The organism is Streptomyces sp. NPDC002076 (assembly GCF_053593835.1).
This window is the reverse complement of the sequence record NZ_JBSFDI010000008.1, coordinates 30,849-42,612: the sequence shown is the minus strand read 5'-3', so window position 1 is coordinate 42,612 and position 11,764 is coordinate 30,849. Positions and strand designations below refer to the sequence as shown.

Annotated in this window: 11 protein-coding genes; 4 read left to right on the top strand and 7 right to left on the bottom strand. The window is 70.7% G+C overall.

Features of this window, described 5'->3' with window-relative positions; all coding sequences use genetic code 11:
• Window positions 1–101 precede the first annotated feature (101 nt).
• Window positions 102–2,738 carry a D-alanyl-D-alanine carboxypeptidase gene (locus ACWCQS_RS18535; protein WP_451005387.1) on the bottom strand — a complete coding sequence of 879 codons (2,637 nt, stop codon included), beginning with the start codon at window positions 2,736–2,738 and terminating at the stop codon, window positions 102–104.
• Window positions 2,739–2,933: 195 nt separating this feature from the next.
• On the opposite strand from ACWCQS_RS18535, the gene ACWCQS_RS18530 reads away from it, so the two are divergent.
• The 3 genes from ACWCQS_RS18530 (at window position 2,934) to ACWCQS_RS18520 (ending at window position 5,221) form a co-directional block, all read left to right on the top strand.
• Window positions 2,934–3,689 carry a GOLPH3/VPS74 family protein gene (locus ACWCQS_RS18530; protein ID WP_451005386.1) on the top strand — a complete coding sequence of 252 codons (756 nt, stop codon included), beginning with the start codon at window positions 2,934–2,936 and terminating at the stop codon, window positions 3,687–3,689.
• Window positions 3,690–3,982: 293 nt separating this feature from the next.
• Window positions 3,983–4,840: a helix-turn-helix domain-containing protein gene (locus ACWCQS_RS18525; RefSeq protein ID WP_228623226.1), complete on the top strand. Its 858-nt coding sequence runs from the start codon at window positions 3,983–3,985 to the stop codon at window positions 4,838–4,840.
• A 189-nt stretch (window positions 4,841–5,029) separates the two neighbouring features.
• Window positions 5,030–5,221, top strand: a complete 192-nt coding sequence (locus ACWCQS_RS18520; protein ID WP_388630280.1) for a DUF397 domain-containing protein — start codon at window positions 5,030–5,032, stop codon at window positions 5,219–5,221.
• 125 nt (window positions 5,222–5,346) lie between these two features.
• Here ACWCQS_RS18520 and ACWCQS_RS18515 read toward each other — a convergent pair whose 3' ends face one another.
• The 3 genes from ACWCQS_RS18515 to ACWCQS_RS18505 form a co-directional block, all read right to left on the bottom strand.
• Window positions 5,347–6,231 carry a MerR family transcriptional regulator gene (locus tag ACWCQS_RS18515; RefSeq protein ID WP_451005385.1) on the bottom strand — a complete coding sequence of 295 codons (885 nt, stop codon included), beginning with the start codon at window positions 6,229–6,231 and terminating at the stop codon, window positions 5,347–5,349.
• A 66-nt stretch (window positions 6,232–6,297) separates the two neighbouring features.
• Window positions 6,298–6,786 carry a glutathione peroxidase gene (locus ACWCQS_RS18510; RefSeq protein ID WP_451005384.1) on the bottom strand — a complete coding sequence of 163 codons (489 nt, stop codon included), beginning with the start codon at window positions 6,784–6,786 and terminating at the stop codon, window positions 6,298–6,300.
• Complete coding sequence (locus ACWCQS_RS18505) at window positions 6,783–7,856, bottom strand: ArsR family transcriptional regulator (RefSeq protein WP_451005383.1); 1,074 nt, start codon at window positions 7,854–7,856, stop codon at window positions 6,783–6,785. The genes ACWCQS_RS18510 and ACWCQS_RS18505 overlap by 4 nt, the downstream gene beginning before the upstream one ends.
• Window positions 7,857–7,942: 86 nt before the next feature.
• Here ACWCQS_RS18505 and ACWCQS_RS18500 point away from each other — a divergent pair, with 86 nt between their 5' ends.
• Window positions 7,943–9,139, top strand: coding sequence for an MFS transporter (locus tag ACWCQS_RS18500; protein WP_451005382.1), 1,197 nt, complete (start codon window positions 7,943–7,945; stop codon window positions 9,137–9,139).
• On the opposite strand, the gene ACWCQS_RS18495 is transcribed toward ACWCQS_RS18500, so the two are convergent.
• The 3 genes from ACWCQS_RS18495 to ACWCQS_RS18485 form a co-directional block, all read right to left on the bottom strand.
• Window positions 9,078–9,911, bottom strand: coding sequence for a slipin family protein (locus ACWCQS_RS18495; protein WP_451005381.1), 834 nt, complete (start codon window positions 9,909–9,911; stop codon window positions 9,078–9,080). The genes ACWCQS_RS18500 and ACWCQS_RS18495 overlap by 62 nt on opposite strands.
• A 138-nt stretch (window positions 9,912–10,049) precedes the next feature.
• Window positions 10,050–10,559 carry a hypothetical protein gene (locus ACWCQS_RS18490; RefSeq protein WP_451005380.1) on the bottom strand — a complete coding sequence of 170 codons (510 nt, stop codon included), beginning with the start codon at window positions 10,557–10,559 and terminating at the stop codon, window positions 10,050–10,052.
• Between the two features lie 583 nt (window positions 10,560–11,142).
• A complete protein-coding gene (locus ACWCQS_RS18485; RefSeq protein ID WP_451005379.1) occupies window positions 11,143–11,496 on the bottom strand; it encodes a hypothetical protein in 354 nt (117 codons plus the stop codon).
• Between the last annotated feature and the right edge of the window lie 268 nt (window positions 11,497–11,764).

Genomic DNA, 11,764 nt, shown 5'->3' with positions numbered 1-11,764 from the left:
CCGTGACCGGCGACCTGCCCGATTCGTGACGCTAGCACGCACCCCGCCACGGGTCTCCGTCGGCGGGGTGCGTGCGTGCTGGTGACGGCCGGGGTGCGGACTCAGCCCAGACGGGTCAGCTTGGCGCCGAAGCCGGGCTCCGTCAGATCCTTCTGCAGGGCCACCGGCACCTTGACGGCGCCGGCCGAACCGTCACCCACGGTGAGCGAGCCGACCTGGGTGCCGGCCTTCGCGGTGTGCGGCAGCCTGCCGGAGGTGAAGGACAGCTTCACCTTCAGCCCGGACCAGCCGGCCGCCGTGACGTCCTGCGTCGCCACGACCGGGGTACGGCCGCCGAGACCGTCGTCGACGTATCCGACCACATCGCCCTTCTTCAGGATCGTCACCGACTTCAGGGCGCCCTGCGCGGACCGGATCAGCTTGTCGCCCGCGTCCAGCACCCCGCTGATGATGGTGTTGTCGAAGCCGCCGGCGGGCTGGCGCAGCACGGCCCCGATGACGGTCCGCGTCTCGCCGCCGACCTGCTGCTTCGCCGCGAAGACCAGGTTGCCGAGCGCGGCGGTCGAGGTGCCGGTCTTGATGCCGACGACGTTGTTGTGGCCGACCAGTCGGTTGTAGTTGGAGTGGTTGACGCCCTTGTAGTCGTTGTACGACATCATCGCCGCGACCTCGCGGAAGACGGGCTGCTCCATCGCCGCCCGGGCCAGCTTCACCTGGTCCACCGCGGTGCTGACCGTGGAGGCGGTCAGGCCCGAGGGGTCGGTGTACCTGGTGTTGCTCATGCCGAGGCTCTTGGCGGCGGCGTTCATCTTCTCCGTGAACGCCTGCTCCGAACCGGAGTCCCAGCGGGCGAGCAGCCGTGCCACGTTGTTGGCGGAGGGCAGGAGGATGGCCTCCAGGGCCTCGCGCTCGGAGATCCGGTCACCCGCCGTGACGCGGACGGTGGACTCCTGGCCGGCGTCCGACTGCTGCTCGGCGGGCTTGTCGATCTTGATCTTCGGGCCGTCCTGGCCGCTCTTGAGCGGGTGGTCGCGCAGGATGAGGTACGCCGTCATCACCTTCGCGACACTCGCGATCGGTACGGGCTTCTGGGCGCCGGAGGAGCCGAACGTGCCGATGCCCTGGACGTCGAGCGCGGCCTGACCGGTGGTCGGCCACGGGATGCCGACCTTGCCGCCGTCGAAGGTGTAGGTGTCCTTCGCGGTGAGGTCGAGGGTGGGGTCGGGCAGCGGGCGGAGGGTCTGTACGACCGCGAAGACGATCGCCAGGAGCAGGACCAGGGGGGTCCAGATCTTGACCCGGCGCACGAGCGTGCGGACCGCGGTCTCCGGGGGCGGGGGCGTGTTCGTCAGCTCCGCCAGGAGGTCCAGCGGGGGCTTCGGGGGGAGGGGCTGCTGGGTGGTGCGCTCGGGGCCGACGTGGGGGACGGGGGTGGTGACGTCCGGCTTGGTCTCCGGCGCCATGTCATTTTTGAGCGCGACGAACTTGCTGGTGCGCTCGGAGTCGGGCTCCGGGGACTTCGGCTTGCCGCCCAGCTTGAGCATGGTCGTCGGCTGATCGACCTGCGGCTTCTTGAAGACGGTGGTGGGCTGATCGACGTTCGCCTCCGGCGTGGGGGCCGGCTCGTCGTCCGCCTCGGCTTCGCCTTCGGCGTCTGTGTCGTTCCCACCCGCACCACCCGTGCGGGTCTCGTCGTCGGCTGCGGGTGACCCCTGCGGGGCGTCCCCGCCGTTGGCGTCCTCGGGCCCGTCCTCGGCCTCCGCCGCCTCGGCTTCGCCCTCGGCCTTTGCCTTCGCATCGCCGGGCACGTCAGCTTCAGCCTCAGCGTCACGGTCGGCGTCGGCGTTCGCGTCTCGGTCCGCGTCGGCGTCAGCCCCGGCGCCGCCGTCGGCCTCAGCCCCGGCGTCGGCGTTCGCGTCGGCATCCGAGTCTCGGTCCGCGTCGGCGTCAGCCCCGGCGCCCGCCTCAGCCCCGGCGCCGCCGTTCGCGTCAGCGTTCGCGTCGGCGTCACGGTCGGCGCCGCCGTCGGCCTCAGCCCCGGCGCCGCCGTTCGCGTCAGCGTTCGCGTCGGCGTCACGGTCGGCGTCCGCGTCTCGGTCAGCGTCAGCCCCGGCGCCGCCGTCGCCCTCAGCCCCGGCGCCGCCGTCTGCCTCAGGCTCGGCGTTCGCGTTCGCGTTCGCGTCGCGGTCAGCGTCGGCCTCCGCCTCCGCCTCCGCCGCCGCTTCGGTCTTCGGGCTCGCCTCGGCCCTTGCTTCCTCGGCGGCCTTCTGGTCGGCGTCGGCGTCGGCGTGCGCCTCCCCCTCCGCGGCCGTATCCGAGGCCGCGTCAGCGTCCGTCTCCGTGCCCGCGTTGGCCTCCGTCTCCGCGTCCGCGGCCTCCGCGTCCACGTCCACAGCCTCGGGCTCCGTCTCGGCCTCCTCGAGCTCCGTCGCAGCCTCCTCCGGCTTCGGCTCATCCGTTGCCGTCGGGCCGGGAGTTGTGGGGGCGGCGGTGCGGACCCAGGTTGAGACCGCCTCGCGGAGGGCGGTGTCCTCCGGCGAGGCTTCCGTGGGGCGGGGCTTCGGGTCGCGGACCGACAGGATCTTCGTCGCGGTGTCCACGCCGCGGGGCGAGGAATCCTTTTCCCGGGAGACGGCGAGGCGCGGATCGCGTGCCTCGGGAACCGGACCCGCGCTCCCCGACGTCGGTTCTGCCGACGACTCGCGCTGCTTCGACCTGTCGGGGGACTCGCCCGCCACCGATGCCTCCTCATGCGCCGCACGCCCACGCGCGCGCCCTGTCCGAACCATGTACCAGTGTCCCGTGTGGGGGCTTGGCCCCTGCGGTAGACGAGAACGACATACCTACCGGTTCCCTCACGAACCGGTCACGCACCCTCGACAGACCAATGTGAGAGGGGTCACCCTGTCATTCATCCACGCGGGGAGGCATGGATGGGCAGGAGCCGCAGAACACTTCCGGAGGAGCTTCTGCTGCTGGCATTGGACCCGACCACGGGTACCACTGCGCAGCCGCAGTCGCTCGACCTCGGTCTGGCCGGAGCACAGCTAGTGGAGCTGGCGCTGGCCGGACGGATAGCCCCAGACGGGGATCGTATCGCCGTGGTGGTGCCACGGCCGACAGGAGATCCGACTCTGGACTGCGCGTTGGAGTTGCTGCGAAGGCGTGGCGCTCCCGTGCGTGCCGTCCACTGGATCGGCGGACCCCGGCTGGGGCTCCGTCAGACGTACCTCTCGCACCTGGAGCGGTGCGGCATGGTGCATGCCGTGGCCGGTCAGATGTGCGGGGTGCTGCCGACGACTCGCTATCAGGCGACGGACAACGAGATCAGCCGGGAGATCCGAGCCCGGCTGGATTCCGCGATCCGCACCGGCGTACCGCCGGACCCGCGGACCGCGGCGCTCGCCGCCCTGGCGCACGCCGTCGGACTCGGCAAGCACCTGTATCCGGGGAACGAGGGACGCTCGTCCCGGTCCCGGCTGCGGGATCTGATCCGGCACGACCCCATGGGCGGTCTTGTCGCACACGCCGTGATGGACGTGCAGAACGGGGCTGCCGCACAGCCGCGCCGTGGCCCGGCCGCCACCGGGCGGCAGGGTGCGGCAGGCGCCAGGTCCGCGGCGGAACCAGTACGCGGGGTTCCGATGCAGCCGCACCGCGGATCCATGGCACGCGCCGTGGCCCACTGAGCCGTAACCGCGGTTCCGAACCGTACCCCCGGTTCGGGCCGTAACCCCGGTTCGCCCAGACCCGTTCGGGAGCCGCTGGTCAGAGCGGGGCGGTGAGGTCCTTCCCCGGGACCTCGCCGTCCCGCTCGACTGCGTCCGGGCACACCAACGGGTGGCGAGCCGTGGCGAACTGACGCGTACGCGCCGCATATCCACCATTTGCCAGCGGCAGAAAGCACCTTGGTGGCAGTCTGCTCAGCAGCAGATACGGAAAGTGTTAGGCAAACAGGCAGGCAGCCGGAGGTGCACGTCCCGTGGCGTCCAATGTCAATCCCACCGTCAGGCGGCGCCGGCTGGGCCAGGAGCTGCGCAGGCTCCGGGAGCTCAAAGGCATGACGGCCGAGGAAGTGGCCGAGCGTCTGCTCGTGTCGCAGTCGAAGATCAGCCGGCTGGAGAACGGCCGGAGAAGCATCAGCCAGCGCGATGTGCGTGACCTGTGCGGGGTGTACGAGGTCGAGGACCAGCGGATCGTCGACTCGCTGATGGAGATGGCCCGGGACTCCCGGCAGCAGGGGTGGTGGCACACCTTCGGGGACATCCCGTACAGCGTGTACATCGGGCTGGAGACCGATGCCGAGTCGCTGCGGGTGTACGAACCCCAGCTGGTGACCGGTCTGTTGCAGACCCGCGCCTACGCGGAGGCGCTGGTGCAGGGCGCGCTGCCGGAGACGTCGACCGCCGAGATCGAGAAGCGTGTGCAGGTGCGCATGCGCCGACAGGAACGTATCACCGCCGAGAACAACCCGCTCCGGCTGTGGGTGGTGCTCGACGAGGCGGCGCTCAAGCGCGTCGTGGGCAGCAGGCTGGTGATGCGGGAGCAGCTGGACCATCTGATCGAGATGTCCCAGCTGCCGCACGTCACGGTGCAGGTGCTGCCGTTCGAGGTCGGCGCGCATCCGGGGCTCAACGGCCAGTACGCGATCCTGGAGTTCGCCGACGCGGCCGACTCCAGCGTGGTCTACCTGGAGGGTGTCACCAGCGACCTGTATCTGGAGAAGGCCCAGGACGTGCAGAAGTACGCCGTGATGTACGAACATCTGCGGGCACAGTCCCTCAATGTGGAGCAATCCCGGCAGTTCATTGCGAAGGTGGCCAAACAGTACGCGGAATGAACTCCTGTCACGGAGGGCGCCGGATCGTACACCGTCGATCCACTCCAATGGAAGGCTCCCCTGGAATATGCCATCCGGTTGAGTGAACGACTACTCCGGCAAGGGCAGTTGCCCGGTAGCGTCGATCACGCCAATCAGACGACAAGGTTGGCGCGAACCGCACTACCGCAACTCGCAACAGGAGTGGACATGGCACTGATTCAGGGCGCTTCGGAGACGTGGATGAAGTCCTCCTATTCCGCGGGCAACGGCGCTTGCGTCGAGGTCAAGTCGCCCACCGACGCCGAACTCGCCGTCCGTGACTCCAAGGTCCCCGCGGGCCCGATCCTGGCCTTCCCGGCCGACGCGTGGAACGCCTTCGTGACCTCGGTCAAGGCCTAGGGGGCCCTCCCTGACCTTCGTCAGTGAAACCCCCCGACGAAAACAACTTCACAAGCACCACCAGAAGAGCCCTCTCGACCGGTCGCCGTCCTTGCCGAGAGGGCACCTTCTGTTCCGGGGTACGGTCACACCGTCCCCGTGACGTGGGACACCGGGAACGCCACGTCGCACACCGGGTCCTCGGGGCCTGACGCGTCCCAGTCCGCCCAGTAGATCTCGCGGCAGGGACCGGCCATCTCCAGCCCCTCGGCCGCCATCCACTGCTCCACCGCCTCGAAGGCGGCCAGAATCTGCGGATGCGCCACCTGCGCCTTGGTGATCCGGGTGTAGGCCAGCCGGGCCGCCGGCTCCACCCGTACCGCCGTCTTCCAGGCCCTCCCCTGCCCGGCGGCCCACGCCCGGGCCGCCGCCTCGTCGGCCACCGGCACACAGGACTCGACCGGGCCGTCGCTCTCCATCGACACCTCGGAGTGGTAGACCACGAACGGCGCGCCTGTCATGCCCCCGCACTCCCGCGCCGCCGCCTCCAGCCGGCCCAGCGACGACCCGATCCACGTCGGCAGCTCGTCCGCCAGCGTGTGCCGCGACTCGGTGATCACCACCTGCGCCGGCACGTCCACGGTCTCGATCACGAACTTCTCGTACATCTCGGTACTCCTCCCGGACAGTCGTCCACGGAGGTACTCGGCGAGTGTCCGCTGCCCGGCCACCCGGCTCTCCACGTCCGCCCAGTAGGCGGCCAGCCGGTCGGCGGCCTCGGGGCCCTCGGCGCCGAGCACCTCGGCGATCCGGGCCAGCGGCATGTCCAGCTGCCGCAACAGGGCCACAAGACGGGCGCGTTCGGCCTGGTCGGCGCGGTAGTAGCGGTAGCCGGTCGTCTCGTCGACATGTGCGGGCGTCAGCAGGCCGAGCCGGTCGTACAGGCGCAGCGCCTTGGCCGACAGCCGGGCCCGCGGGGCGAACGCGCCGATGGTGAGCTGGTCGTCGTCCACCGTGTCATCCTCCGTCACCGGGCGGATCCGCCGCCCGGTGACAGGGACACTCGGCTCTGCCCCAGGGGCAAGGTCAAGCGCCGCTCAGCCGAGCTGGGCCTCGATGGCGGTCACGATCGCGTCGGACTCCGGCTCGGTCTGCGGCGAGAACCGGGCGACGACCGAGCCGTCCCGGCCGATCAGGAACTTCTCGAAGTTCCAGCGGATGTCGCCGGTGTGCCCCTCGGCGTCGGCGACGTCCACCAGGCGCTCGTACAGCGGGTGCCGGCCCTCGCCGTTCACCTCGACCTTCTCGGTGAGCGGGAAGGTCACGCCGTACGTCGCCGAGCAGAACTCCGCGATCTCCTCGGCGGTGCCGGGCTCCTGGCCGAGGAACTGGTTGCAGGGCACGCCGAGCACGGTGAAGCCACGGTCGGAGTACCGCTCCTGGAGCTTCTCCAGGCCGGTGTACTGGGGGGTGAGGCCGCACTTGGAGGCCACGTTGACGACGAGGACCGCCTTGCCGGCGTACTGGGCGAGGTTGGCGGGGCCGCCGGTGAGGGCGTCGATTTCGACATTCAGCACGTTGGTCATGCCTGGATGCTAGGCGCTTCGCGGATTGGGCCGTCATGGGCCGTCTTTTGGCTGCCGGTCCGTCGTGGTTGCTCGCGCAGTTCCCCGCGCCCCTTTGGGGCGCGCTGTCCTGCCGCTTCCACCAGGACATTCCCGGCATCTGTGCGCCGGTACAGCACCGACCGGCCCGCCCTCCGCCGCTCCACCAGCCCGGCCTCCCGCAGCACCTTCAGATGGCGCCCCACCGAGCCCAGCCCCTGCCCGGTCACCGCAGTGAGCTGGGTGGTGCTCATGGGGGCGGCGAGGAGGACCAGGACCTCGGCCCGGGGCGGGCCCAGAAGCGCGCCCAACGCGGACGGGACGGTCCTGATGCCCGCGTCGGCCAGAGCGCCGGCGCACGGGTAGACCGCCGCGTAGCGCACGCCGTCGTCCCAGGCGACCCAGCCCGCCCGCTGCACGGTCACCGGTACGAAGATCAGCTCGGCCCCGGAGATCTCGCGGGGCGGGTACTCGTGCAGATTGATCTGGAGCAGGTTCTCGCCCAGCCACCGGGTGCGTCCGGGCCGCAGCTCGTCCAGCACGCTCACCCAGCCGCCCCGGCTCACCCGCGCGGTGCGCGCGACCACGTCCGCCTCCAGCACCCGCCGGCGCCGCTCCCAGGACGGCCGTACCGTCGCCTCCCACACCCACTCCAGGAGGACGGCCGCGCGCTCGGGCAGGTCGTCCCGGTCCAGCTCGGCGGGGAGCGGGCCGGCGAGCGCGGTGCGCAGATGGGCGCGGGCCGCCTCCGGCGCCGTGGAGCGGACCCGGGCGACCTCGTCCGCGAACGCCTCCCCGCCGCGGGGTGCCGGGGTCAGGAAGTCGGCGATCCACTCCCGCCCGAGCCCCGCCCGCACCAGCCGCGCCGTCACCGGGTCCGCCGCCAGCCGGGCGCGGTAGGCGGGCAGCTGGGCGCGCAGCCACGCGTGCTCACCGGGATGCGCGGCGTCCCCCGCGTGCAGCAGCTTCAGGCAGGCGAAGGTCTCGGCGAGCGGTGAGACGACGAACCGGCTGCGGGCGAGCGTGTCCGCGTTGAGCTGCCACAGGCCCACCCGGGCACCCCCTCACGGCCGTACGACCTTTCGCGCTGCAGCGAAACAATAACGGGCCGGTCCGTGCCCCGCCGAGACTGCCCGGCATGTCCAGCTATCGATCCCTGTTCCGCACCCCGGAGTTCACCCCGCTCTTTCTCGGCTCGGCCGCGCAGACCGCCGCGCAGACAGTGGGCGGGCTGGCCCTGGGCACGCTCGTGTACCGGGCCACCGGCTCGCCGCTGCTGTCGGCGGTGAGCATGTTCGGCCCGTCGCTCGCCCAGGTGCTGGGCGCGACCGTCCTGCTGTCCGGCGCCGACCGGCTGCCCCCGCGTACGGCACTGTCCGTGATCGCACTGGCCTTCGCGGCCGGTACGGCGGTGCAGGCGGTGCCCGGTCTACCGGTCGGCGCGGTCTTCGGCGTCCTCCTGCTGCTGGGCCTCGTGGCCTCCCTGGGCGGCGGGGTCCGCTGGGGCCTGCTGAACGAGATCCTCGCCAAGGACGGCTATCTGCCGGGGCGTTCGCTGTTCAACATGATGAGCGGGCTGATGCAGATCGCCGGGTTCGCCACCGGCGGCGCCCTGCTCGGCACGCTCTCCCCGCGCGTGTGCCTGCTGCTGTCGGCGGCGCTGTACCTGCTGGCCGCGCTCGCCCTGCGCCTCGGCCTGACGGCTCGCCCGCCCCGGAGCGGGGGCCGCCCCTCCCCGTCGGCCACCTGGCGCAGCAACGCCCTGCTGTGGTCGTCCCGTCCGCGCCGCCTCACCTATCTGGGCCTGTGGCTGCCCAACGGCCTGGTCGTCGGCTGCGAGTCCCTGTACGTGTCGTACGCGCCGCACGCCGCCGGCACCCTGTTCGCCTGCGGGGCGTTCGGCATGTTCGCCGGCGATGTGACGGTGGGCCGGCTGCTGCCGCCCGCGGTACGCCGCCGCCTGGCCACGCCCCTGCTGCTTCTGCTGGCGACGCCGTACCTGGTGTTCTGCGCGCACCCGCCGCTGCCGGTGGCGGCGGTGTGCGTGACGGTCGCCTCCGTGGGCTTCGGTGCGAGCCTGGTCCAGCAGGAGCGGCTGATGGAGCTGACCCCGGGGGAGCTGGCCGGGCAGGCCCTGGGCCTGCACTCGTCCGGCATGCTGACCATGCAGGGCGTGAGCGCCGCGCTGGCCGGCGCGGTGGCCCAACTCACCTCGCCCGCCGCCGGGATGACCGTGATGGCGGCGGGCTCGGTGGCTGTGACACTGGCGCTCGCTACGGCTGCTCGGCGCTCTCCGCAGCCGGGGCGGGAGCCTGCTGCTGCCCAGGCACGCTGAGGTCGGCGCCGATCTTCTGCGCCGCCCGGTCGAAGTAGCGCAACAGCTCGACCGGGAAGGGCATCACAAGGGTCGAGTTCTTCTCGGCGGCGACCTCGACGACCGTCTGGAGGAGCCGCAGCTGCATGGCCTCCGGGCTGTCGGACATGATCCTGGAGGCGTTGGCGAGCTGCTGTGCGGCCTGGAACTCACCGTCGGCGGTGATGACCCGGGCCCGCCGCTCCCGCTCGGCCTCGGCCTGCCGGGACATGGACCGCTTCAGCGACTCGGGCAGCTGTACGTCCTTGATCTCGACGCGGTCGATGTGAACGCCCCACCCGGCGGCCGGGCTGTCGATCATCAGAGCGAGCCCTTCGTGCAGCCGCTCCCGGTCACTCAACAGGTCGTCCAGATCGCTCTTTCCGATGATGGACCGCAGGGAGGACTGGGCGACCTGGCCGACGGCGAAGACGTAGTCCTGCACCTCGATGGCCGCGCGGGCCGGGTCGGTGACCCGGAAGTAGACGACCGCGTCGACCTTCACGGACACGTTGTCCTTGGTGATGCCCTCCTGGGTGGGCACGGGCATGGTCACGACCTGCACGTTGACCTTGCGCATACGGTCGGCGAAGGGGATCAGGAAGGTGATGCCCGGCTGCCGGTAGCCCGGCAGGGCCTTGCCCCACCGGAACACGACCCCGCGCTCCACCTGGTTGACCACCCGCATACCGCTCTTGAGCACGAGCAGCGCCAACAGCGCCACCACGACGACCGCCACCACGGTGCCTTCCATGGCACTCCATTCCTCACAACGGTACGGACACCGGGGAGGACACCGGCGGTGGCCGGATGGATGCGGTCACCCGCGTCACGAATCCGTCAAGGTTCCGCCACCGGCCCGGTCCTGTGCGTCAGGCGGCGGGCGGCGCTGTCACCACTCGTCGTCGCAGACCACCCGGAAGCTGCCCACGACGCTGTCGTCACCGAAGTTGAACAGGCCCTCGCGATCGAACAGGCCCTCGTGGAAGGTACTCGTCACCACGCCACTGGTCTCCCCGTGGGGACCCACGACGGCGACCGGAGCCCCGTTGTCACAGTTGAAGCCCCTGAAGACCTCGATGGTCCGGTGGCTGTCGTTGAAAACGCTGAAGCTGCTGGCCCCCAGTCCGCTGGCCGCGGTGATGCATCCTTCGGCGGAGGCGGAGTAGGTACGTTCGTTGAAGAAGATCCTCCCGCCGTCCCAATGACCGCGGCCACGTCCGCCGCCGCCGTCGCGTCCACCGCCGTCGCGTCCGCCGCGGCCTTCGTTCCCGCCGCGGCCTTCGTTCATCTCTCCGCTTGCTTTCGTGTCGTTCGCGGAAGCCGCGGCAGGAGCGGCCTGTTGGACGGGCTGGGCCGCCGGATGGGCAGGAGGGGCCGCCCGGTGGGCCGGATGCGCCACCGGATGAGCCGCCGGGTGGGCAGCCCGGTGGGCGGACGGGGATGCCGGGGCGGATCCGGCGGTCGTGGCGAAGGTGATGCCGGCGGCGGCAAGGACGGTCGCACCTACTCCGGCGCCGATCACAGCAAAAGTACGCGGGGCCATGTCACTTCTCTCTGTCTCACGGACGTCGGCCCGGACGACCGACCTTCGATGAACGTACCGAGAGCTCTCATGACTGGCATTCCGGATATGTCCAGGGTGTGACAGCGTGAGCCCAGCCGGGTGGAAGCGCGGCCTTCGTCCCGGCGGTCTGCTTTCCCCGGTTCGGCTACGGCGGCGACCCGCGCCACTCCGGCCGACCGGCCGCAGCGGCTCCGGGGCCGGCGTCGTCCGGCCGACGGGCCCGTCGACCCGTATCCCGTCCGGTCAGCAATTCCGCTGCCCGGTGGTGCGTGTGTTCCGCGGCGAGTTGAGCTTCGGCGACGACGTCACCGCGTTCGCGTATCAGGTCCTCATAGATCGGCAGGCGATCGTTTTCGGACGAGCTGTGTGTCATCGTCGGCCCAGTTTCATGGTGATCGATAAAGCGGCCGGTCAACTGTCAGGCTCGGTTGAGCCGGGCAGCGATCCCGTGGCCGATCAGCAGATACATGACGGCCGGGAGACCGTAATTGAGGGCAACGCGTAGACCCTCTGCGTGCATCGTGAAAATGTCCTGTGACCACCAGGACAGCCAGTCCGCCGTGCCCCGCACGAATTCGACGAAGATATTCGCGCGGTTCGCGTCGAGCAGGAACAACAGGACCCACAGGCCCAGCAGTCCCGCCGCGGTGTCGGCGATCGTGCAGATGACGACGGCCGTACGCCGTGTGGTGTCCCGGCGGCGCACAGGGCCGTCCGGGCCCGAGGGCTGGTCGTATGCCTGGTATCCGGGGGTCGGGCCGATGTTGTTCACAGGAAGAATCCGATCTGACGTTCTGGCGTGATGGCCGTATCGGCGCACTCGTGCCAGGGCGCCGAAATCCAGCCGGGTCGGCTCCCGGCTTCTTCCTGCTTCTGCGTTCCGCCCGCACTACGGTGTTACACCGCCGTCCGCGATGCCCTGAATATGGCCGTCCATACAGGCACTTGCCCACATGTTGATGCGCCAGGGCACTTTTCCGTACTGAATGCGGGAGTGTGATTCGGGGCCGGCACAGACCTCGGCCGCCGGTGTTCGCGTA

Bases quoted from the DNA above. Each gene is read 5' to 3' on its own strand.
- ACWCQS_RS18530 (WP_451005386.1), top strand. From the start codon at position 2,934: ATGGGCAGGAGCCGCAGAACACTTCCGGAGGAGCTTCTGCTGCTGGCA.
- ACWCQS_RS18520 (WP_388630280.1), top strand. From the start codon at position 5,030: ATGGCACTGATTCAGGGCGCTTCGGAGACGTGGATGAAGTCCTCCTAT.
- ACWCQS_RS18510 (WP_451005384.1), bottom strand. From the start codon at position 6,786: ATGACCAACGTGCTGAATGTCGAAATCGACGCCCTCACCGGCGGCCCC.
- ACWCQS_RS18500 (WP_451005382.1), top strand. From the start codon at position 7,943: ATGTCCAGCTATCGATCCCTGTTCCGCACCCCGGAGTTCACCCCGCTC.
- ACWCQS_RS18495 (WP_451005381.1), bottom strand. From the start codon at position 9,911: ATGGAAGGCACCGTGGTGGCGGTCGTCGTGGTGGCGCTGTTGGCGCTG.